The organism is Streptomyces sp. NPDC058619, from assembly GCF_042717785.1.
Classification (GTDB): domain Bacteria; phylum Actinomycetota; class Actinomycetes; order Streptomycetales; family Streptomycetaceae; genus Streptomyces.
In genome coordinates, this window is sequence record NZ_JBHXQN010000043.1 from 1 (window position 1) to 20,497 (window position 20,497).

18 protein-coding genes are annotated in these 20,497 nt (G+C 75.8%); 11 read left to right on the forward strand and 7 right to left on the reverse strand.

Going from position 1 to position 20,497, the window contains the following annotated elements; genetic code table 11:
- Nucleotides 1-133: 133 nt before the first annotated feature.
- From ACFWTC_RS29395 to ACFWTC_RS29405, 3 genes are all read right to left on the reverse strand, one after another.
- Nucleotides 134-1,138, reverse strand: coding sequence for an alpha/beta hydrolase (locus ACFWTC_RS29395; RefSeq protein ID WP_383926973.1), 1,005 nt, complete (start codon nucleotides 1,136-1,138; stop codon nucleotides 134-136).
- Between the two features lie 241 nt (nucleotides 1,139-1,379).
- Nucleotides 1,380-2,066, reverse strand: coding sequence for a TetR/AcrR family transcriptional regulator (locus ACFWTC_RS29400; RefSeq protein ID WP_383926976.1), 687 nt, complete (start codon nucleotides 2,064-2,066; stop codon nucleotides 1,380-1,382).
- A gap of 105 nt (nucleotides 2,067-2,171) precedes the next feature.
- On the reverse strand, nucleotides 2,172-3,617 hold the full coding sequence (locus ACFWTC_RS29405; protein ID WP_383926979.1) for a dihydroorotase family protein: 1,446 nt from the start codon (nucleotides 3,615-3,617) through the stop codon (nucleotides 2,172-2,174).
- 199 nt (nucleotides 3,618-3,816) lie between these two features.
- Here ACFWTC_RS29405 and ACFWTC_RS29410 point away from each other — a divergent pair, with 199 nt between their 5' ends.
- The 3 genes from ACFWTC_RS29410 to ACFWTC_RS29420 are packed head-to-tail and all read left to right on the forward strand — an operon-like array spanning nucleotide 3,817 to nucleotide 7,429.
- A complete protein-coding gene (locus ACFWTC_RS29410) occupies nucleotides 3,817-5,046 on the forward strand; it encodes a CaiB/BaiF CoA transferase family protein (RefSeq protein WP_384028802.1) in 1,230 nt (409 codons plus the stop codon).
- Between the two features lie 56 nt (nucleotides 5,047-5,102).
- Nucleotides 5,103-5,960 (forward strand): cyclase family protein, encoded by an 858-nt coding sequence (locus ACFWTC_RS29415; protein ID WP_383926985.1) that lies wholly within the window; start codon nucleotides 5,103-5,105, stop codon nucleotides 5,958-5,960.
- On the forward strand, nucleotides 5,957-7,429 hold the full coding sequence (locus ACFWTC_RS29420; protein ID WP_383926988.1) for an MmgE/PrpD family protein: 1,473 nt from the start codon (nucleotides 5,957-5,959) through the stop codon (nucleotides 7,427-7,429). The genes ACFWTC_RS29415 and ACFWTC_RS29420 overlap by 4 nt, the downstream gene beginning before the upstream one ends.
- Before the next feature lie 62 nt (nucleotides 7,430-7,491).
- On the opposite strand, the gene ACFWTC_RS29425 is transcribed toward ACFWTC_RS29420, so the two are convergent.
- Nucleotides 7,492-8,436: an HpcH/HpaI aldolase/citrate lyase family protein gene (locus ACFWTC_RS29425; protein WP_384028804.1), complete on the reverse strand. Its 945-nt coding sequence runs from the start codon at nucleotides 8,434-8,436 to the stop codon at nucleotides 7,492-7,494.
- A 284-nt stretch (nucleotides 8,437-8,720) separates the two neighbouring features.
- Between ACFWTC_RS29425 and ACFWTC_RS29430 the strand changes: the two genes are divergently transcribed.
- The 6 genes from ACFWTC_RS29430 to ACFWTC_RS29455 all read left to right on the forward strand — a co-directional run bounded on the left by ACFWTC_RS29430 (nucleotide 8,721) and on the right by ACFWTC_RS29455 (nucleotide 15,722).
- Nucleotides 8,721-10,331 carry a hypothetical protein gene (locus ACFWTC_RS29430; protein ID WP_384028806.1) on the forward strand — a complete coding sequence of 537 codons (1,611 nt, stop codon included), beginning with the start codon at nucleotides 8,721-8,723 and terminating at the stop codon, nucleotides 10,329-10,331.
- 91 nt (nucleotides 10,332-10,422) lie between these two features.
- Nucleotides 10,423-11,451, forward strand: coding sequence for a WxL protein peptidoglycan domain-containing protein (locus ACFWTC_RS29435; RefSeq protein ID WP_384028808.1), 1,029 nt, complete (start codon nucleotides 10,423-10,425; stop codon nucleotides 11,449-11,451).
- On the forward strand, nucleotides 11,448-12,545 hold the full coding sequence (locus ACFWTC_RS29440) for a hypothetical protein (RefSeq protein WP_384028810.1): 1,098 nt from the start codon (nucleotides 11,448-11,450) through the stop codon (nucleotides 12,543-12,545). Before ACFWTC_RS29435 ends, ACFWTC_RS29440 begins: the two co-directional genes overlap by 4 nt.
- A complete protein-coding gene (locus tag ACFWTC_RS29445; RefSeq protein WP_384028812.1) occupies nucleotides 12,545-14,401 on the forward strand; it encodes a hypothetical protein in 1,857 nt (618 codons plus the stop codon). The genes ACFWTC_RS29440 and ACFWTC_RS29445 overlap by 1 nt, the downstream gene beginning before the upstream one ends.
- A complete protein-coding gene (locus tag ACFWTC_RS29450) occupies nucleotides 14,398-15,066 on the forward strand; it encodes a neocarzinostatin apoprotein domain-containing protein (RefSeq protein ID WP_383927006.1) in 669 nt (222 codons plus the stop codon). The genes ACFWTC_RS29445 and ACFWTC_RS29450 overlap by 4 nt, the downstream gene beginning before the upstream one ends.
- A complete protein-coding gene (locus ACFWTC_RS29455; RefSeq protein ID WP_384028814.1) occupies nucleotides 15,063-15,722 on the forward strand; it encodes a neocarzinostatin apoprotein domain-containing protein in 660 nt (219 codons plus the stop codon). The genes ACFWTC_RS29450 and ACFWTC_RS29455 overlap by 4 nt, the downstream gene beginning before the upstream one ends.
- Nucleotides 15,723-15,950: 228 nt before the next feature.
- Here ACFWTC_RS29455 and ACFWTC_RS29460 read toward each other — a convergent pair whose 3' ends face one another.
- Complete coding sequence (locus tag ACFWTC_RS29460) at nucleotides 15,951-16,610, reverse strand: isochorismatase family protein (protein ID WP_383927012.1); 660 nt, start codon at nucleotides 16,608-16,610, stop codon at nucleotides 15,951-15,953.
- Between the two features lies 1 nt (nucleotide 16,611).
- Nucleotides 16,612-17,805: a CaiB/BaiF CoA transferase family protein gene (locus ACFWTC_RS29465; RefSeq protein ID WP_383927015.1), complete on the reverse strand. Its 1,194-nt coding sequence runs from the start codon at nucleotides 17,803-17,805 to the stop codon at nucleotides 16,612-16,614.
- 64 nt (nucleotides 17,806-17,869) lie between these two features.
- Between ACFWTC_RS29465 and ACFWTC_RS29470 the strand changes: the two genes are divergently transcribed.
- Both ACFWTC_RS29470 and ACFWTC_RS29475 read left to right on the forward strand, forming a co-directional pair.
- A complete protein-coding gene (locus ACFWTC_RS29470) occupies nucleotides 17,870-18,847 on the forward strand; it encodes a hydroxymethylglutaryl-CoA lyase (protein WP_383927018.1) in 978 nt (325 codons plus the stop codon).
- Between the two features lie 2 nt (nucleotides 18,848-18,849).
- On the forward strand, nucleotides 18,850-19,545 hold the full coding sequence (locus tag ACFWTC_RS29475) for a hypothetical protein (protein ID WP_384028816.1): 696 nt from the start codon (nucleotides 18,850-18,852) through the stop codon (nucleotides 19,543-19,545).
- A gap of 83 nt (nucleotides 19,546-19,628) precedes the next feature.
- Here the strand turns inward: ACFWTC_RS29475 and ACFWTC_RS29480 are convergent, their stop codons facing one another.
- Nucleotides 19,629-20,417 carry an IclR family transcriptional regulator gene (locus ACFWTC_RS29480; RefSeq protein WP_383927024.1) on the reverse strand — a complete coding sequence of 263 codons (789 nt, stop codon included), beginning with the start codon at nucleotides 20,415-20,417 and terminating at the stop codon, nucleotides 19,629-19,631.
- Between the last annotated feature and the right edge of the window lie 80 nt (nucleotides 20,418-20,497).

Sequence of the window (20,497 nt, forward strand, 5' to 3'; positions counted from 1 at the left end):
CGGGTTGGCGCCCCGCGGCCCGCGGGGGGGGCCGCCGGGGGCCCCCCGGGGCGGCCGCCCCCCCCCCCCGCCCGCCGCCCCCCCCCCCCCCGGGGGGGGGGGGGGGGCCCCCCCCGGCCGGAGCCGGACGCGGTCAGGAGCCGCTGAGCGTTTGGATGGTGCCGGCCGTGCGCAGGGACTCGTACCGGCTGCCGCCGGGGCGATGGGTGGCGGTGACCGTGCCGCTCACGTCGTCCGCGGCCCAAACGGTTGCGAACTCCTGGAGGACGGCGACGTTTGCGGCCTGGGGAGCGCCGTTGGGCAGGCTGCAGAGCGTGTCGGTGCTGGCGCCCTCGGCGTCGCAGTGCGAGCCGGTGCTGAGCCGGATGCCGAGGAAGTCCCGGTGGACGTCGGTGGTCAGCTCCTTGGTGCCGGAGGCCTGGCCGTTGGCGAGGTAGGGAGGCGAGGAGATGGCGTGCATGGGCAGGTTCGTGGTGTTCAGTCCGTTGAGGGCGTTGGCCATGTTGAGGCCGGTGAAGGAGTTGACGGGGTCGAGGAGGACGAGCCCGGACAGGCGGGCGAAGGCCGCCGGGTACTGGGTGCGCAGCCGGTTGGCGACGTAGCTGACGGCCTCTCCGCCGGCGGAGTGGCCGGAGAAGACGAACTTGGCGGGCAGCTGGAGGCCGGGCCGGCCGGCCTTGGCCGCGGCGTCGGCGAAGCTGCGACCCAGCTTGTCGTTCGGGTCGGCGGCCTTGCCGAACAGGTCGGCCACGTTGTTGAGGAAGGCCGTGTTGTTGCCGAGGTTCGAGACCGTGCAGCCGAACATGTCGGAGGACGGCAGGGTGGGGGCGAAGACGACGAAGCCGGCGGCGGCGTAGCGGCGGGCGATGTCCTCCAGGTGGTCGTTGGCCCGGCTGAAGCCGTGCTGGAGCCAGACGGTGCCCTTGGGGGCGCCGGCCGGGAAGTACCAGTCGCCGGCGCGCTTGTAGACCAGGAAGGCGCAGCGGACGTCGACCGTGTTGGATACCTTCACCACGTCGGCGGGGGCCTGCTCCGCGGCCGTGGCGGGCGAGAGGGCGGTGAGCATCGCGACGGCGGCCAGGGCCGTGGCGAAGAGGGTGCGCGGGAGGGGGGTTCGTCTGTGCGAGGTGGCGCGCATGGGGACTCCCAAGGGGGAATGGCCGCGTGGCGTCGCGGCGTCGCCTGACCTGCCCGAAGAGGGCGGGCGTTTCCACTGTCGTAACGTTGTTTCTCCAGCGATCCCATTGGGCCCGAGCGGGGTCACGGCGTCAAGCAGTGCGGCGCTGATTGTTTCGGCGCGCTCCGCATGGGCTCAGGGCATGGCGAAAGCCCCGGCGCGCGTGACGCGGTGACGGGGTGACAGGGCGGATCCGCGCTGATCAGCCGGGTGCGTTTGCGGGCCGGAAGCCGGCGAGGACGGGGCGCACGAGCCGCCCGATCGCGGTGATGCGGGCGGCCCGGTCGCCCCGCGGCAGGGCGACGGGGCCGGCGACGGCGGGGAAGAAGGGAGCGAGGGCGGTGTGGGGCAGCAGCAGGAGCAGGAGGGAGAGCAGCGCGTCGACGTCGGCGTCGGCGCGCAACTCGCCCGCGGCGAGCGCCTTCTCGACGAGCGGGCGCAGCCCCGCGAGGTAGAGGTGCAGGACGGGTTCGAGGACGGCCTGGCGGACGACGGGGTCGATCTCCATGTTGGTGGCCGCGGTCACGCCCCGCTCCAGGGGGTGCGTCTCGAAGTAGGAGACCCAGGCGTCGATGGCGTCGACCAGGTACGCGGGGAAGTCCTGGGCGGCGGCGGCCCCGTCGGCGCGCGGTCCGCCGCCGGGGTAGCCGTCGAGCCAGGGGCTCATGGCCTCGAAGATGCGCAGGGAGGTCTGCTCGGCGACGTAGGTGAACAGGTCCAGCTTCCCCGCGAAGTACTGGAAGAGGGATCCCTTGGCGACGCCGGCCTGCCGGGCGATGACGTTGAGGCTGCCGGTGGAGTAGCCGTGGGTGCCGAACTCGTCCATCGCGGCGACCAGGATCCGCTCGCGCCGGTCGGGCGGCAGGTGGATCCAGGTGGTGGTGGGCATGTGCGCTCCCCGACAGCGTGACCGGGCGGCCTGGTGACCGCCCGGTCATGGTCGGGGGCGCACGGCCGCCCTGTCAACGCGAGCGGGCCGCCGAGCGCTGCCCGTTCAGCGGGCCAGGTAGCGACCCGCGGGGGCGGCGGTGACGGCCCCGTCCCGGTAGGCGACGCGACCGCCGACGACGGTGACCGTGGGCCAACCGCGCAGCTCCTGGCCCTCGAAGGGGCAGTGGTCCTGCCCGGACAGCAGCAGCTCGGCGGTGACCGTGCGCACGGCGTCCAGGTCGGCTATGACCAGGTCGGCGTCGGCTCCCACCATCAGCGAGCCCTTGCCGGCGAGGCCGTACGCGGCGGCCGGATTGGCGGAGAGCAGCTCCGCGACGCGGCGCAGCGGCAGGCCGCGCTTGTGGTGGCCTTCGGAGAGGAGGATCGGGTAGAGCAGGGCGGTGCCGCCGAAGCCGGGCAGGGCGGGCCACAGGGCGTCGCCCTTCGACTCCTCCATGCAGCAGGCGTGATCGGAGGCGATCCAGTCCACCGTCCCGTCGAGCACGCCTTCCCACAGTGCGTCGTTGTCCGCGCGGGTACGGATCGGCGGGTTGACCTTGGCGCCGAGGCCGCGGCCGGCGGCGTCCAGGCTCTCGTGGTCCAGGCACAGGTGATGCAGGGTCACCTCGGTCCGCAGGTCCAGGCCGGGCGAGGCGGCACGCGCCGCCCGGGCGCCGGCGAGGGCGGCGGCGCTGGAGAGGTGCAGCAGGTTGACCGGGCAGCCGGTGGCCCGGGCCAGGGTGGCCGCTTCCCCGATGGCGACCTCTTCGGTCAGCGGCGGGCGGCCGTCGTGGTAGGCGCGCAGGGTCTGGGGGTCGCCCGCGCGGCGCACCCGGTCGATGAACAGCCGCATCAGCTCGGACTGTTCGCAGTGCAGGGACAGCGAGACGCGGCTGGCGGGGCGGGCGGCTCCGGCGGCGGCGACCGCCTCCATCAGCTGGTAGAGGTGGCCGAGGTCGTACTCCTCGCCGTCCGCGGCCATGCGGAAGCCCTTGGCGTCCCGGGAGTCCGCAGCGAGGTTGAACCCCTTGTAGAACATGTAGTACTTGAAGGAGCTGACCCCGTGTTTCGCGACGAGGTCGGGTATCTCGCGCACCTGGGCGGTGTCCATCGGGGCGAGGTGGAAGCCGTAGTCGGTGTGGCTGCGGCCGTCGACCGCCGCGAGGACCTCCGGGAAGATGTCGCCGTAGGCGCCGGTCCGGTTGAGGTAGTGCTCACCCGTACGGAAGTAGGACAGCACGCTCGTCGCGCCGCCGACCAGGGAGGAGCGGGTCTCCTCCGCCGCGTCCTGCTCCAGGGAGCGGTAGATGCCGAGGTGGAAGTGGGCGTCGACCGCGCCGGGGAGGACCACCCGCCCCGCGGCGTCGATGACCTCGGCCGCCTCGGCGGCGTCGATGCGGTCGGCCAGGGCCGCCACCTTGCCGTCGCGCACGGCGAGGTCCGCGGTGATCTCGCCGAGGTGGGGCTGGACGAGCGTGCCGTTCTTGATGAGCAGGTCGTAACGAGACATGACAGGCCGGGCAGGCCGCCCTCAGGCGCCGCCGCCCGTACCTCCCTTCCGCTTCCATGGGCTCAGGGGAAACACCGTTTCTCTTCTGCGTGACGGAGAGTCATGCTAGCTTTTCGAAACAGCGTTCCACAAGGAGAAACAGCGAGGCGTACAGCGCGACCCCCTGCATCCGTGCATCCCCGAAGGTGTGTGAGCCCCGATGGAGACCCCCCTTCCCCCCGCAGCCCCGCCCGCCGCCGCAGCGCCGCTGTGCGGCGTCACCGTGCTGGACTGCGCCACCCTGTTCGCAGGGCCGCTCGCCGCGACGGTCCTCGGCGACTTCGGCGCCGACGTAGTCAAGGTGGAGCACCCCACCCGCCCCGACCCGGCCCGCACCCACGGCCCGTCCAAGGACGGCGAGGGGCTGTGGTGGAAGATGCTGGGCCGCAACAAGCACACCGTCACCCTGGACCTGAGCCGTCCCGCCGGCGCCGAACTGCTGCTGCGGCTCGCCGGGCAGGCGGACGTACTGATCGAGAACTTCCGGCCGGGGACCCTGGAGCGCTGGGGGCTGGGCCCTGAGGAGCTGCACCGCGCCAACCCCCGGCTGGTGATAGCCCGGGTGACCGGCTTCGGCCAGTACGGCCCCTACGCCCGCAGGCCGGGCTTCGGTACGCTCGCCGAGTCCATGAGCGGCTTCGCGGCGCTGACCGGCGAGCCGGACGGCCCGCCGACGCTGCCGCCCTTCGGGCTGGCCGACGGGGTGGCCGCGCTGGTCGCCGCCTCGGCCGTGCAGACCGCCCTCTACCACCGCGACGTGCACGGCGGGCCGGGCCAGGTGGTCGACCTCGCGATCATCGAGCCGCTGCTGACGCTGCTGGGCCCGCAGCCCACCGCCTACGACCAGCTCGGCACCGTGCCGCCGCGCACGGGCAACCGGTCGGTGAACAACGCCCCTCGCAACATCTACCCCACACGGGACGGAGCCTGGGTGGCCGTCAGCACCTCGGCGCAGTCCGTCGCCGAGCGGGTCATGAAGCTGGTCGGGCACCCGGAGGTGACCGCCGAGCCCTGGTTCGCCGGGGGCGCCGGCCGCGCCGCGCACGCGGACCTGCTCGACGCCCACGTCGGGTCGTGGATCGCGGCCCGTGACCGGGACGCGGTGATCGCCGCCTTCGAGGAGGCCGAAGCCGCCGTCTCCCCGGTGTACGGCATCGCGGACATCTTCGAGGACCCGCAATACCGGGCCCTGGACTCGCTGACGACGGTGGAGGATCCGGTGCTGGGTCCGCTCCGGATGCAGAACGTCCTGTTCCGACTGTCCGCCACGCCCGGAGCCATCCGCTGGACCGGCCGTGCGCACGGCCACGACACGCGCGCCGTCCTCGCCGAGCGGCTCAGCCTGTCGCCGCGCGAGCTGGACGGACTCGCCGCGGACCGCACCATCTGACCGTCCGACCGCACCGTCCCTTCCGGCCGCGTGGCCGCCTTCCTCCTGGAGGTTCCATGAACAGCGTCCACGGGTACCGCGGCGGCCTGGTGCCCCTGGCCGGCGCTCCGGTGCTCGACCTCGCCCAGCCGATGCGCCGGGGCATGCCGCAGTCGCCCAACCACCCGCCCTTCCGGATGCTGCTGGAGCGCCGCCACGGCGACCACGTACGCGCCGACGGCGGATCCGCGGCCAACGAACTCATCGTCACCGGGGGCCACGTCGGAACCCACGTCGACGCCCTCGCCCACGTCTCGCAGGACGGGCTGCTGCACGGGGACGTCCCGGCCGGCTCGGTCCAGAGCCACGAGGGCTTCTCCCGGCTCGGCATCGAGGAGTTCCCCCCGTACGTGGGCCGGGCGGTCCTGCTGGACGTCGCCGCCGCCCACGGCGTCCCGGTCCTGCCCGCCGGGTACGAGATCACCGTCGCCGACCTGGAGAAGGCCCGGGACGCGGCCGGCGTGGACGTCGGGCCGGGCGAGGCGCTGCTGCTGGGGACGGGCTGGTCCCGGCACTGGGCGGACCCGGGGGTCTTCACCGGCCAGGAGGGTGGGGCGCCGGGCCCCGGGCCCGCCGCCGGGGCCTGGATCGCGGAGCGGGGGGTGCGGGTGACCGGCGGCGAGACCATCGCCTACGAGCACATCCCGGCGGGGCGCGGACACGCCGAACTTCCCGTGCACCGGCAGCTGCTGGTCGAGGCGGGCATCCACATCGTCGAAACGATGCGGCTCACCGGGCTCGCCGAGGCCGCCGCGCACCGGCGGCGGGCGGACTTCCTGCTGGTGCTGGCGCCGCTGCCGGTGGTCGGCGCCACCGGCTCCCCCGTCCGGCCGCTCGCCGTCCTGCTCGACCACGCCGGGGAGGGCCGGGCATGAGCGGGGAGGGCGAAAGGTACGCGGCGCGGCTGGCGGCCTTCGCGGCGGCCTGCCGGGACGGCGGGATACCGCGGGAGATCACGGCGGACGCGGCCGCGCGGACGCTGGACTGCCTCGGCAACAGCCTGGGGGCGCTCGGCCCGCACACCGGGGAGGCCGCGGGCGCCTCACCCCAGGCGGCGGCGCTGGCCATGGCGCGCGCCTCCGGCGGGGCCGGGGAGGCCACCGCCGTGGGCAGCGGTGTGCGGTTGCCGGCCGATCGGGCCGCCCTGGTCAACGGCACCCTCGCACACGCGCTCGACTTCGACGACACCCACCTGCCGTCCGTCCTGCACCCCACCGCCGCAGTGCTGCCCGCGGCGCTCGCCGCCGCCGAGGCCACCGGGGCCACCGGCGCGGCGCTGCTGGCGGCGCTCGCAGCGGGCGGTGAGGTGTGCTGCCGCCTCGGGATGGCCTCGTACGACCCGCAGCTGCGCAACTCGGTGTTCTTCGAGAAGGGCCTGCACGCCACCTCGATCTGCGGGACCGTGGGCGCCGCCGTCGCCGCGGGACTGCTGTACGGGCTGACCGCGGCCGAGCTGGCGCACGCCATCGGCATCGCCTGCTCGATGGGCGCCGGGGTGATCGAGGCGAACCGGACCGGCGGCAGCGTCAAGCGCCTGCACTGCGGATGGGCCGCCCACTCCGGGGTGTGCGCCGCCCAGTTCGCGGCGGGCGGAGTAACCGGGCCGCCCACCGTGCTCGAAGGCCGCTTCGGCTTCCTGACGGCGTTCCTGGACGAGCGGTGGACGGCCGGGCCGCTGCTGGCCGGCCTGGAGGAGATGGGCGCGGCCGGGAACTGGCAGTACGCGCGGACCGTGTTCAAGCCGTACCCCTCCAACCACTTCACCCACCCCGGGATCGACTGCGCACTGGCCCTGCGCCGGGCGGGGCTGCGGGCCGAGGACGTGCTGAGCGCGCAGCTCGGGGTGGCCGCCGCGCCCCGGCGCACGATCGGCGAGCCGCACGCCGACAAGGTGCGCCCCCGTACGCCGTACCACGCCAAGTTCTCCGGCCCGTACACGGTCGCAGCGGCGCTGCTGTCGGAGGCCGGCGACGCCGCCGGGCCGGGTCTGGGGCACGCGGACTTCTCGCCGGCGGCGTTCACCGAGCCGCGCCGGCTCGCGCTGGCGCAGCGGGTGGAGGTCGTGGCGGACGCGCAGTGCGACGCGGAGTTCCCGCACGCCTTCAGCGCGGTGCTGCAGGTGCGCACGCGCGGCGGGCAGGTGCTGCAGGAGCGGGTCGACGGCTCGCTGGGCGGGCCCGGTGCGCCGCTGTCGCGGGAGCAGCTGGCGGGGAAGTTCCGGCTGAACGCGGAGCCCGTGCTGGGGCCGCCCCGGGCGGCCGAGGTGGTGGCGGCGGTACGGGCACTGGAGACGGCGCCGCGTGGCGCGGTCGGGGCGCTGCTGGCGCTGACGCGGATCGGGTGACGGATCGGGGGCCGGGCCGGGCGGCGGGTCGGGCGGCTTCGGGGCGCGGCCGGCCCGGCCGGTCAGCGGCGGGTGGCGAGCACCCGGCGGGCGGCCCGTACGACGGCCTCGTCCACCATGCGGCCGTCGGGTCCGGTGATGACGCCGGAGCCGTCCCGCGCCGCCTCCGCGAAGCGGTCCAACAGGGCCCGGGCGGCGGCGACCTCCTCCGGGCCGGGGGTGAATGCGGCGTGCACGGTGGCCAGTTGGCGGGGGTGGACACAGGCCCGGGAGCGGTAGCCGAGCCCGCGCAGGGCCCGGGTGCTGCGGGCGAGCGCGTCGAGGTCGGTGAAGTCGGTGCTGACCGGTCCGACCGGCGGCAGCAGTCCGGCGGCGGCGGAGGCGAGGAGGACCTGGGTGCGGATGGCGGTGAGGGCCGCGCCGCCCGGCCCATCGGGTGCGTCGGGTGCGGCCGGTGCGTCCGGTGCGGTGATGCCCAGCTCGGCGCACAGGTCGGCCTCGCCGAGGTGCAGATGGCGTACCCGGGGGGCCTGCGCGATCGGCCGTACGTCGAGCACGGCCGAGGCGGTCTCCAGCAGCGGCGCGAGGGCGATGGCGCCCGGGGCGAGCCCGTGGCGTTCCTCGGCGGCGGTCAGGATAGCGTCCTGGGCGGCGATCCCGTCGGCGCCGGAGCACTTGGCGAGGCAGAAACCGGTCACCGCGGGCCCGGCGAGCACGGCGCTCTCCATGCACCCCTGCTCCCCCGGGTTGACGCGGATCCAGACCTCCGGCGGCGTGCGGCCCGGGGCGGCCGCCTCGGCCAGCCAGGCGCGGACGAGTGCCAGGGCCCGGTCCTTGCACGAGGCGGGCACGGCGTCCTCCAGGTCGACGATCAGGGCGTCGGCGCCCCGGGCGGCGGCCTTGGCCAGCGTCTCGGGGCGGTCGCCCGGGACATAGAGGTAGGAGCGAGGCACGGGGGCGGTCCGGTCGGCGGTCATGGCGCGGCGCTCCGATTCGCTGGGGGACACGGCACCGGCCGCAGGGACCGCCCGCAGACGGTAAGCGCGTGCCGGGAAGGGGAGTTGGGCGGCCGCCCCACCCTAGGAGCGCGGACGGCCCCGGTCAATGGACGCGTTTCCCTGAGGGATCCGCCGTTTCGCACCGGACGTACGTCTCGGAAACGCAGCTTTTACCCGAGCGGGCGTCCGGACCCTTGACACGCCGAGCGCACGGCGGGCTGTATGGGAACCAAAGCGAAACAAAGTTCCGTACAGGGAAACTCATGGCTCCCTCCGAGAGGAACCCACGGCTCATGCACCCACGACCCACCAGATCCGCCCGGACCCGGGGCGGTGCCTCGCTCGCCGCCCTGGTGGTGACGGCGGCCGGCTCGCTGGTCCTCGCCGGATCGCCCGCCCACGCCGGCAGCGCCTCCGTGACCTACGACTGCGTCTTCAGCTCCTCCCACTCGCTCTTCACCGCCACCGCCACCCTCACCGCCCCGGCCACCGCGGCCGCCGGCGAGAGCGTGGACGTCAAGCTCAGCCTCGCCAACAAGGGCCCGGCCAACGGCCCCGTCGCGCTGCCCGCGGCCAGCGTCGTCCCCTCGGCGAAGATCCTCGTCTCCGGGCAGGCGCCGCTCACGCTCACCGCCCCGGCCTCGAACCCGCCAGTACCAGCAAAGGGCGAGATCCCGATTCCCGACCTGACCGGCAAGCTCACCGTGGCGCAGCCCGGCACGGTGACGCTGACCCCGGACCAGCTGACCCTGGACATCCCGAGCTACGGACTGTCCCTCGGCTGCACCCTCCAGGGCGCGCCTCCCGTCCTGCACACCCTGACCGTCACCCCGGCGGCCGGCAGCACCACCGCGGCCGTCACCGGCATCTCGGGCCGCCCGGCCTCGAACACCACCGGGGCCCGCCCCGGGGACGTCCTGACCCTGGCCGGGATGGGCTGGCAGGCCGGCGCCCCGGTCGGCGCGGTCGAGCTGTGCTCGCTGGCCGGAACGGGCTGTTCGGGCGCCGACCTCATACCCGACCTGCGGGTCGGCGCCGACGGGAAGCTGGCCGGTACGGTGACCGTCGGCGCGGGCGCCGCCCCCGGGCCGCACCGCCTGAAGATCACCCAGGGTTCCGCCTCCGTCTCCCTGGTCCTCGGCGTCCTGGGCACCCGTACGCTCCAGGTCGCGCCCGGCGGCGGCGGACCGGGTACGAGCGCCACCGTCAGCGGCGCCAGTTTCGACCCCGGCGACGAGGTCACCGTCACCACCCTCGACAAGGACGGCAAGCCGGTCGGCGGGATGGGCCTCACCGCGCCCGTCGACGCCCGGGGCAACTTCACCGCGACGCTCGTCCCGGCCGTGGGGGCCGTGAAGATCGCGGCGAAGGAGAAGGACGGCGGGGACACCGCCGAGACCCCGTGGTCCGGCAGCGCCAACGGCGGCGGCTCCGACCAGACGCTGAAGGTGGTCGTCAGTGGCGGCGCGCTCACCATGTCGGCCGAGCCGGGCGAAGTGGTCCTCTCCCCCGTCACTGTGGACGGCACCGCGCACGACTCCACCGGCAGCCTGCGCGCCCTGGAGGTCAAGGACTTCCGTGGCACCACGGAGGGCTGGTCGCTGGTCGGCACGGTCACCGACTTCCGCAACGCCGCCGGGGCCTCGATCCCCGCGAACCGGCTGTCCTGGACCCCGCAGTGCGCGGTGCACCCGGGGTCGGCCGCGGCCTCCGCCGTCGTCCCGGGCAGCGCCGGGCCGCTCAGCCCGACCACCGCGGCCGCGCTGTGCACCCAGGCGGCGAGCGCCGACCCGGCCTCCGTCACGGGTGGCCACTTCGACGCGGGCGCGGCCCTGAACCTGCGCGTCCCGGAGATCGTGCAGAGCGGCGAGTACGCGGCCGTCCTGCGGCTGACCCTGTCCTGACCCCTCCCCACGGCAGCGTGCCGGCGGCGGGCCCCCCGGTCAGCCGCCCGGCCCGCCGCCGGGCACCGGCAAGAGCGGAACCATGAAACCTGTGCGCAGTGACCGCCCGCCCGGACGGGCCCCGGGAACAGCCCGCGCCGTAGCGGCCGCGCTGCTCGCCGTCGTGATGACCGCCCTGCTCGCGGGCGCACCGCCCGCCGCCGGGGCGGCGCGGACCGCCGTCGGCGCCGACGGCGGCAGTTCCTGGTCGGTACGGCCGGCCGGGACCGCCGACCGGGCCGCCTTCGTCATGGACTCCGCGCCCGGCACGGTCGTCAAGGACGCGGTCCGGATCAGCAACCTGTCCGACGCCCCGCTCTCCTTCCAGGTCTACGGCTCGGACGCCTACAACACCCCGCGTGACGGGGCCCTCGCCTACCGGCAGGCCGGCGAGGCGCAGAGCGGGCTGGGCGGTTGGCTCTCCCTCGACACGAACGCCCTGGTCATCCCGCCCGGCCGGGCCGCCGACATCCCCTTCACGCTGAACGTGCCCGCCGACGCCACCCCGGGCAGCCACGTCGGCGGGATCGTCGCCCTCAACAACGCCGTCGAGCAGGCGGGCGAAGCCGCCGGGGTCGACGTGGGCATCCAGCGGGCCATCGCGGTCCGGATCCAGCTCACCGTGGAGGGGCCGCTGACCCCCGGGCTCGCCGTCCGCTCGGTGCGCGTGCACCACCTCCCGGCGGGCGCGCCCTTCGCCGGGGCCCGCGCCACCCTCACGTACACGGTCGTCAACACGGGCAACGCCGCCCTGCGGCCCACCGTCTCGCCGCGCGTCAGCGGGCTGTTCGGGCTGCGGCACAGCGCCTTCGCCGACCGCACGCTCCCGCTGCTGCTGCCCGGGCAGAGCGCCGACCTCAGCGCCGACTGGCCGGACGCCCCCGGCGTGGACTACCTCACCGCCACCGTGCGCGTCACCGCGCCCGGCCTGCCCGCGACCACCGCGCAGAGCAGCCGGGTCGCCGTGTCCTGGCCCACCCTCGGCGCCGTGGCCGGGCTGCTCGCCGTCCTCGCGGTCGCGCTGGGCCGGCTCCGCCGCGACCGGTCCGGCGCTACCTCCCGTACCGGGGCGGTCTCATGACGCTCCGCCGGGCGCTCGCCGCCCTCCTGCTTCCCGCCCTCCTGCCGCCGGCCGCGGCGGCCCTGTCCCTCACCGGCGCCGGCCCGGCCCTCGCCGCGGCCGGGCCGGACGTCAGCGTGGACGACGCCCGGGCCACCCCCGGCCGGCCGGTCAAGGCCGCCGGTGCGGGCTGGCAGCCGGGCGCGACCGTCCAGGTCGAGATCTGCGGGGGCGGGGCACTGCGCGGCAGCGCGGACTGCGACACGCTGCGCGGCGCGGTCGCACTGGTCGCCGCGGACGGCACCTTCCGCCTGACGCTCATCGCGGGTGCGCCGTCCGCCGCCTGTCCCTGCGTCCTGCGGGCGGTGGCCGCGCAGGGCGGGGCCCGGGCCCAGACCCCCCTGTCCGTCGCCGGCGCGGCCGACGCGCCGACGGCGGCCGCCCCGGCGCCGGCCGTACGGGTCGACGTGGCCGCGGCCACCCTGTCCGGCGGGCCGCGGTTCGCCGAGCTGTTCGGCGCCCCCGCGCACCGGACCCTGACGGTGACCCTGCGCAACCCCGGTGACCGACCGCTGGGGCGGGCGCCGCTGATCGTGGCCTGGGGGCCGGGGGGGAGCGCCGACCTTCCCGTGGGCAACCCGGTGACGGCGGAGCTGCCCGCGCGGGCGGAGCGGACGTACCGGATCCCCGTGCGACTGCCGGCCGCCGCGTTCGGCCGCTACTCGGTGGGCGGGCGCTACGCCTCGGCCGAGTTCGCCGTCACCACCGACCTCTACCCGTGGGGGCTGCTGGGGCTCTCCTTCGTCGCCGTCCTGCTGACCCTCTTCACGGCCTCGGTCGCCGTGCGCCGGGGCGCCGAGCGGCGCCGGGCGGGGCCAGCGATGCGGTCGGGGCGGGCGGCAGCGACGGCCGTGGCGGAGCTGCCCGCCTTCGTCGCGGCGGACCGGCTGGCCGGCGTCCTCGCCGCCGGGGCGGCGGACGGGGCGCGGCCCGGACTGGTCAGTACCCGTGCGGTGGTCCGCGCGCTGGCGGGCGAGGCCCCGCTCGTGGACGCGGGCGGGCTGCGGGCACTGACCGACGCCTTGCGGACGGCACCTCTGGAGAAGGAGCGGTGATGGCCTCCCTCACCTCCGTACTGACCCGTCCGCGCTCCGACCTGGCCGCGGGCGCGGCCGCCGGGCTGGCTGGCGGGGTGTACCTCACCTCGGCCCCGCTGCTGGGCGGGCCCGTCGGGATGCCCGGCGAGGCCGTCCGCTACCTGCTGCTGACGGGCCTGCTGCTCGCCGGGGCGGTCGGAGCGGTGCTGCGGCGGCGGAGCCGGGACCGCACCCCGGCCGGGGTGGCGGCGGCCGCCCGGCGGGCGGTGGCGGTGTGCGTGCTGGCCGGCGCCGCACCGCTGCTCGCGCCGCTGTTCGGTTCGCCGATGGTGTTCGCGGTCCTGCTGGTCGCGACCGCGGCCCTCGCGGGCGGCTCGCTCGGCCTCTACCGGCCGGAGCACTCCTGGCACGCGGCCTGCCTCGCGGGGGCGGCCGCGGCGGGGGGCACGACGGTGCTGCTCGCGCAGCGGCCGCAGGTCGCGTGCGCGCTCGCGTGCGGGCTCGCCGCGCTGTTGCTGCTGCCGGCCTGCCTACGGGCCGACCCGGACTGCGGGCGCGGAGGGCACGCGGCCTGGTCCCGGTGGACGGCGGCCGCGGTGGGGGCGGCGGTGTTCGGCGCGGTGTTCGCCGGGCAGAGCCTGGCCGTCTTCCGCTGGGAGCTGCTCGGCGGCGCGGGCGCCCGGCCCTTCGCCTACGCGGCCCTGCTGGCCGCGGCGCTGACGGGCGGGCTCGGCGTGGCCGCCCGGCGCCGGTCGGGGGCGGACGCCGGTCCGCGCGGGGCGCTGTTCGCGGCCGGGCTCACGGCAGCGGTGGCGGCGTGCGCGAGCGCCGCCCGGCCCTGGCAGCTCACCCTGGCCCTGGCGGCCGCCCTCACCTGCGGGGCCGCGGCGGCGGCGCGCCCCGAGTCGCCCGGACCGCGGGACTCCGGCCACGCGGTGGCCGGACTCCTGGGCGGGGCGGCCGCCATGACCGCGGTGGCCCTGTCGGGCCACCTGCTGGGCGGCCCGGACACCCTGACCGCGCTGGGCCTGGCCCCCACGCTGGCGGCCTCCGCCACCCTGGCCCGGCGCAGCCACGCCCGGGCCCCGGACCCCCACCCCACCGCCGCCGACGCCGTGGGCTCCGCCGGTGCGGCCGGTGGTGCCGGCGGCCCCGGCGGCGGGACCGCTCCGCTGTCCGTGCGGGGGCTCGGGGTACGGGAGGGCGGGGGGCCGGCCGTGCGGCGGTTCGCGGTGACGGTCGAGGCCGGGGAGATCGCGTACCTGACCGACACGCTGCCCGGCCGCCGGGCCGGAGCCGTCCTCGCCGTCCTCGGCGGGCTGCGCCGGGCCGACGCCGGGACCTGGTGGCTGCGCGGCCACGACGTGTCGCGTGTCGGTGAGCAGGGCCGGTGGGACCTGCGGATGTCGGCCCTGGTCGACCCCGCGGACGCGGCCCGGGCGGGCGCCCTGTACCGGGGTCATCCGGCGGTGTCGGTGGCGGACGCGGTCGCGTCCGCCACCGCGCACCTGGGCCCCGGGCGGGCGGCCGAGCTGACGGCGGGCACCCTCGCGGCCTTCCCGTTCCTCGGGGCCAAGGGCGCGGACGCCTGCGCCCGGCTCGGCCCCGACGAGCGGTGCGTCCTCGGGCTGGCCCAGACGCTCGTCGCGCAGCCGGCGCTGCTGCTGCTGGACCTGACCGGGCCCGGCTGCGGACCGCTCGCGGCCGATCCCGCCGTCACGGCCGTCCTGCGCCACATCGCCGACCGGGGGACGGCCGTGCTCGTGGCCGCCCCCGCGGGGCAGGCCGTACCCGGGCCGCTCCCGATCGTGCTTCCCGCGCCCGGCGGCTCCCGGGCAGCCCTCCTGCGACGGAACGGAAAGGCCATGCCGTGAGGACCTCCAGGAAGAACCGGACCGGCCGGGGGGCCCTCGCGGCGGCCGCGGTGCTCGCCTTCACCGGGGCGGGCCCGGCCGCGGACGAGGCGACCGTCCGGGTGTCGGCCGCGACCGGCCTGACGGAGGGCCAGGAGATCACCGTCGACGGCGCGGGCTTCCGCGCCGGCCTGACCTCCGTCGCGGTCGGCCTGTGCAAGAAGGGCTACACCGGCAACAAGGACTGCGACCTGGGCGGCGGCGCCCGCCTCGTCACCATCGGCCCCGACGGGGTGCTCCCCCGGGTCACCCTCACCGTGCACGCACGCGTCGCGGACGTCGACTGCCGTACGACGCCGTGCGTGATCGGTGTCGCGCCCCTGCCCACCGGAACCCCGCCTTCGCTGATCGCCGCCAACAGCGTGCAGGTCGCCGTCGGGTTCGAGGGCGGCACGGTCCCCGGCGAGGCGTCCGGCACCGGCCGGGCCGCTCCGGCCGGCGCCGCCGCCCCGGGCGCCGTACGCGGCGACGACTGGAGCGGGCCGTCCACCCCGATGTGGGCGCTGTCCCTCGGCGTGGCCGGCGCCGGTCTCCTGCTCGGCGCCCGCGCGCTCGTCCGGGGCCGCCCGGAGGCGGCGCCCGTGAGGCCCCCGCTGTCCCCTTCTGACTCTGGAGGAAACCCATGACATCGCTTCGTAGAAGCCGCTGCGCGGGCGTGCTCGCCGCGGCATCGGTCCTGGCGGCGGTGGCGGCCGGGCCGGCCGCCGCCGCCGGGACACTGACGGTCAGCAAATCGACCGGACTCGCGGTCGGGGACAAGGTGACGGTGTCCGCGAAGGGACTGAGCCCCAATCAGGGCTTCGTACCGATCGGACTGTGCAAGCCCAAACCGGCCGGTCCGGCGGACTGCGAGACCTCGCCCGACGCCGCGGTCATCGGCAAGACCGACGCCTCCGGGGTGTGGCACTCCGCGGCGAACGGCGCGACCAGCGCCCAGATCACCGTCAAGGCCAAGGCGGGCGGGGCGGACTGCGCGGCCAAGGCGGGGAACTGCGTCATCGCCGTGTCGATCTCCGCGACGAAGGAACTGGTGGAGGTGGCGCTGGCGGTGGGGGCGGGCGGCCCCGGCGCGAGCAGCCCACCGCCCTCGGGCACGGCCACGACCCCGGCTCCGGCCACCGGCGGCGGAGGCACGGCCGCGGCCGGCGGCGGGAGCAGTGCGGGGTCGCTGCCGCAGACCGGTACCACCGACGGCCTGCCGGTGGCCGCCCTGCTGGGCGGCACGCTGTTCCTGCTCGGCGGCTGCACGCTGGTGCTGCTGCGGCGCGGCCGTCGGACCTGAGCGGCGGCGGCGCGGCGCGGCCGACCCGGCATGTCCCGACGCGCAACGGACCGGCCCGCTAGGGCCCGGCCCGGCGCCGGGTCAGGTCCGGGCGAACCGGTCCGTGTGGTCGGCGAACTGCGCCGCCATCGCCTGGTCACCGTGGGACGGGTGACGCTGACCGCCCGCAGGTAGTCGTCCGTACGCGGGTGGCAGCGGCGTCCCGCGGAGCAGCGGCGGAGGCGGCCGTCAGGCCCGCTCGGGGCGGGGGTGCTGCGGCTCTCCGAGGCGGCGGCAGGCGGCGGCGAGGCCGACGACGTCGGCGTACTTGGAGTCGAGGTCGAAGAGGTTGCCCTCGTGGGGGCCGGCGTCCCGGTCGGCGACGGCGTCGCGGACGACAATGGGGCGCAGCCCGTACTGGAGCGCGTCCAGGGTGGTGGCCCGGACGCAGCCGCTGGTGGAGAAGCCGCCGATGACGACGGTGTCCACGCCGAGGACGGTCAGGACGTCGCGCAGCCGCGTCTTGAAGAAGGCGCTCGGGTAGTGCTTGTGGATGACGATCTCGCCCGGTTCCGGAGCGCAGAGCGGGGTGAAGGCGGCGTGCGGGTTGCCCGCACGGAAGGCGTCGAGGCCGGGCACCTTGCGGGCGAAGTGGGGTGCGTCGGCGCTCGGTTCGGCGTCGTAGTGGACGGCGGTGAACAGGACGGGGAACTGGGAGCGCCGGGCGGCGCGGGCCAGGCGGGCCATGGCCTGCAGGGCGGCTTCGGCGGTGGCGAGGTGGAGGCGGCTGTCGGGTGCGGCATAGGCCAGGACGGGGTCGACGAGCAGGACAGCGGGGTGTTCGCCCCAGCCGATGCGGCGGCCGAATCCGGCCGCCTCGTAGTCATCGGCCAGGGGCGTGCCGGTCATGTCAGATCACTCCGTCCGCGGTGAGTTTCTCTCGCTCTTCCCGGGTGAGGCCGAGGAGGTCGCCGTAGATGTCGTCGTTGTGCGCGCCGAGTTCGGGGCCGGCCCAGCGGACGGCGCCGGGGGTGGCGGAGAGCTTGGGGACGACGTTCTGCATGGGGATCTCGCCGAAGTCGGGGTGCGGGAGGCGGACGATCGCGTCGCGGGCGGCGAAGTGCGGGTCGGTGAGCATGTCGGCGGCGGTGAAGGTCTTGCCGGCCGGGACTCCGGCGGCGTGCAGGGCGCCGAGCAGGGTGTGCGCGTCGTGGCCGGCGGTCCAGGTGGTGATGAGGTCGTCGAGTTCGCCCTGGTGGGCGCCGCGCGCGGTGTGCGTGGCGTACTTGGGGTCCTCGGCGAGGTCGGTGCGGTCCATGACCTCGGTGAGGCGGCGGAAGACGGTGTCCTGGTTGGCGGCGATGAGCACGACGGCGCCGTCGGCGGTCGGGTAGACGTTGCTGGGGGCGACGTTGGGCAGCACGGGGCCGGTGCGTTCGCGCTGGTAGCCGCCCACTTCCCACTCGGGCAGCAGCGATTCCATGTACGCGAGGACGGCTTCGTAGAGGGCGGAGTCGACGATCTGGCCGGCGCCGGTACGGGTCCGCGCGTGCAGGGCCATGACGGCGCCGTAGGCGGCCATGGTGCCGGCGAGGGCGTCGCCCAGGGAGATGCCGGTCCGGGACGGGGGCCGGTCGGGCTCGCCGGTGATGTGGCGGATGCCGCCCATGGCCTCGCCGATGGAGCCGAAGCCGGCGCGGGGCGCGTAGGGGCCGTTCTGCCCGTAGCCGGTGACGCGGACCATGACGAGCCCGGGGTTGACGGCGCGCAGCTCCTCGTAGCCGAGGCCCCAGCGCTCCAGGGTGCCGGGGCGGAAGTTCTCGACGAGGACGTCGGCGCGGGCGACGAGGCGGCGGACCAGCTCCTGGCCCTCCGCGTGGCGCAGGTTGCAGGTGACGGACTTCTTGTTGCGGGCGACGACGGGCCACCACAGGGACTTCCCGTAGGGGCGCTCGCGTCCCCACTGGCGCATGGGGTCGCCGCGTCCGGGGTCTTCGAGCTTGATGACCTCGGCGCCGTGGTCGCCGAGGAGCTGGCCGCAGAAGGGACCGGCAAGCAGGGTGCCGGTCTCGATGACACGGATGTCGGAGAGGGGTCCACTCATGCCGCGAGTGTAAGTTCGGGAAACACCGTTTCGCTAGAGGAATCGACGCGGCAGAATGTGGCGCATGGACGATTCCCTGGACGACTCCCTGGACGGTTCCCCGGCGGCCGGGCCGCCCACCGGCCCCGGCGTGGTGGAAGTGGCCCCGCGCGACGGGCTGCAGAACGAGGCACGCGCCCTGTCGCCGGCGCAGCGCGCGGACCTGATCGAGCGGGCCGTGGCCGCCGGCGCGCGGCGGGTGGAGGCGGTGGCGTTCGTCCACCCCGGCCGGGTGCCGCAGATGGCGGGGGCGGAGGAGGTGATGGGACTGGTCAAGCGCGGGGGCGGCGTGCGCTACAGCGGCCTGGTGCTCAACGCCCGCGGTATGGAGCGGGCGAGCGCGAGCGGCGTGGACGAGGTCAACTACGTGGTGGTGGCGAGCGATTCGTTCTCACGCCGCAACCAGGGCGTGGGCACGCGCGAGGCGCTGGCCGCCTGGGAGGCGATCGCCGCCCGGGCCCGCGCGGAGGGGACCGGGCGCTCGCTGACCATCGCGGCGGCGTTCGGCTGCCCCTTCGAGGGGGAGACCCCGGAGGCGACGGTGGCCGAACTGGCTCGGATCGGAGCGGAGTCGGGTGCCGAGGAGATCGTGCTGGCCGACACCATCGGCGTGGCCACGCCCGACGCGGTCACCCGGCTCCTCGGGGCGGTACGGGAGCAGGCGCCCGAGGTGGTCCTGCGCTGCCACTTCCACAACACGCGCAACACCGGCTACGCGAACGCGGTCGCGGCGGCAGCGGCGGGCGCGGCGTGGCTGGACTCCTCCCTCGGCGGCATCGGCGGCTGCCCCTTCGCCCCGGCCGCCACCGGCAACATCGCCACCGAGGACCTGGTCTACCTGCTGCGCCGGATGGGCCTGGAGCCGGGCATCGACCTGGAGTCGGCGGCCGCGGCCGGGACGTGGCTGGGCACCGTGCTCGGCATCGAGGTGCCGGCCCTGCTGGGCCGGGCGGGCCCCTTCCCCGGGGCCGGGGCGCCTGCTGCGCGGCGGGAGGAGGGATAACCATGGGAGCGCATCCGCACGGCGCGTGGATCCTGCTCCACCTGCTGCTGTTCGTCTTCTGGCTGGGCGGCGACCTGGGCGTCTACGTCTCCAGCCGGTACGTCCTGAAACCGGACCTGCCCTTCGCCGCCCGCTCGACGGCCCTGTCGATCATGAGCGTGCTGGACCTCGGGCCGAAGATCTGCCTGGTGCTGATCCTGCCGAGCGGCATCACGCTCATGGCGCTGGAGCCGCACGGGGCGGAGCACCTGCTGAACGGCTGGTCCGCCGGGGCGACCTGGCTGTTCGCGGCGTTCTGGCTGTGGCTGACCGTGCGGGAGCACCACCACCCGGGCCGCCACCCCTGGATACGCCGGGCGGACTGGACGCTGCGGGTGGCGGTGACGGCCGCGCTGTGGGGCGTCGGGCTCTACACCCTGCTGGCCGCGGAGCCGTTCGGGGTGGACACCGATCCGCGCTGGCTGGGCGGCAAGGTGCTGCTGTACGCGACGGCGATCGCCTGCGGGCTGGGGATCCGGCTGACGCTGCGGCCGTTCGGGGCCGCGTTCGTTACGCTGGCGGGCTCGGGGAGCAGCCCGGGCGTCGAGCGGGCGCTGCGGCGGGCGGTCGACGGCTGCGTCCCGTACGTGCTGGGGATCTGGACGTGCGTCCTGGCCGCGGCGGCGCTCGGGGTGTTCAAGCCCGGCGCCGACCTCTGAGCCGGGGCCCGCCTTTGAGCCCGAGCCGGCCTTTGAGCCCGGGACGGCTTTTCAGCCCGGGACGGCCGGCCTCCGGGCCCGGGTCAGCCGGCGCCGGGCCGGTATCCGAACTCCGCCGAGAGCCGTTCCGTACTGGCCATCAGCAGCGGGGCGCACTCGGCCAGGCGCGGCTTGAAGCGGGTCTGGGGGCCGGCCAGGCTCACCACGGCGATGACGTGCCCGTCGTACCCGAAGACCGGCGCGGCGAGGGAGGCCGAGCCGCTCTGGCGCTCCCCGACCGACATGGCGTAGCCGCGCCGCCTGACGGCCGCCAGCTCCTTGCGCATGCGCTCGGGGTCGGTGATGGTCCGGTCGGTGATCGCGTCGAGCCCGTGACGTTCGAGATAGGTGTCAACCTCGGCGTCGGGCAGGAAGGCGAGGAACGCCTTGGAGGAGCTGCCCGCGTGCAGGGGCAGCGGGATCCCGAGGGCCACCTCCATGCGCAGTTCCTGCTCGGGGACGACCTGGTCCACGTAGAGCCGGGTGTCGCCGCGGCGGATGGAGAGGGTGGCGGTCTCGCCGCACTGGGCGGCGAGCCGGCGCAGTTCGGGGGCGGCGAGCACCCGCAGGTCGGTGCGGGCCAGGTAGGCGCGGCCGAGCGAGATGGCGGCGGGGCCGAGGGCGTAGCGGCGGGTCACGGAGTCCGCGATGATCAGGTCGCGGTTGCGCAGGGCCGTCAGGATGCGGTGCACGGCGGCCTTGGTGATGCCCAGTTCCTGGGCGATCTCGGTGACGCCGAGATCGGGGCGGCCGCTGCGGCCGAACATCAACAGTACGTCCATGGCCCGCTCGACGGCTGCGACGGACCGGCTACTGCTCGTCTCCTCGGTCACGGCTGTCCTTCTGCACGATGGTCTCGGGGGTGCGGCGGCAGCCGTCCTCCCCGACGTGCCGACAGCATAACGTCGATTTC

Bases quoted from the DNA above. Each gene is read 5' to 3' on its own strand.
- ACFWTC_RS29395 (WP_383926973.1), bottom strand. From the start codon at position 1,138: ATGCGCGCCACCTCGCACAGACGAACCCCCCTCCCGCGCACCCTCTTC.
- ACFWTC_RS29400 (WP_383926976.1), bottom strand. From the start codon at position 2,066: ATGCCCACCACCACCTGGATCCACCTGCCGCCCGACCGGCGCGAGCGG.
- ACFWTC_RS29405 (WP_383926979.1), bottom strand. From the start codon at position 3,617: ATGTCTCGTTACGACCTGCTCATCAAGAACGGCACGCTCGTCCAGCCC.
- ACFWTC_RS29410 (WP_384028802.1), top strand. From the start codon at position 3,817: ATGGAGACCCCCCTTCCCCCCGCAGCCCCGCCCGCCGCCGCAGCGCCG.
- ACFWTC_RS29415 (WP_383926985.1), top strand. From the start codon at position 5,103: ATGAACAGCGTCCACGGGTACCGCGGCGGCCTGGTGCCCCTGGCCGGC.
- ACFWTC_RS29420 (WP_383926988.1), top strand. From the start codon at position 5,957: ATGAGCGGGGAGGGCGAAAGGTACGCGGCGCGGCTGGCGGCCTTCGCG.
- ACFWTC_RS29430 (WP_384028806.1), top strand. From the start codon at position 8,721: ATGCACCCACGACCCACCAGATCCGCCCGGACCCGGGGCGGTGCCTCG.
- ACFWTC_RS29440 (WP_384028810.1), top strand. From the start codon at position 11,448: ATGACGCTCCGCCGGGCGCTCGCCGCCCTCCTGCTTCCCGCCCTCCTG.
- ACFWTC_RS29445 (WP_384028812.1), top strand. From the start codon at position 12,545: ATGGCCTCCCTCACCTCCGTACTGACCCGTCCGCGCTCCGACCTGGCC.
- ACFWTC_RS29455 (WP_384028814.1), top strand. From the start codon at position 15,063: ATGACATCGCTTCGTAGAAGCCGCTGCGCGGGCGTGCTCGCCGCGGCA.
- ACFWTC_RS29460 (WP_383927012.1), bottom strand. From the start codon at position 16,610: ATGACCGGCACGCCCCTGGCCGATGACTACGAGGCGGCCGGATTCGGC.
- ACFWTC_RS29465 (WP_383927015.1), bottom strand. From the start codon at position 17,805: ATGAGTGGACCCCTCTCCGACATCCGTGTCATCGAGACCGGCACCCTG.
- ACFWTC_RS29470 (WP_383927018.1), top strand. From the start codon at position 17,870: ATGGACGATTCCCTGGACGACTCCCTGGACGGTTCCCCGGCGGCCGGG.
- ACFWTC_RS29475 (WP_384028816.1), top strand. From the start codon at position 18,850: ATGGGAGCGCATCCGCACGGCGCGTGGATCCTGCTCCACCTGCTGCTG.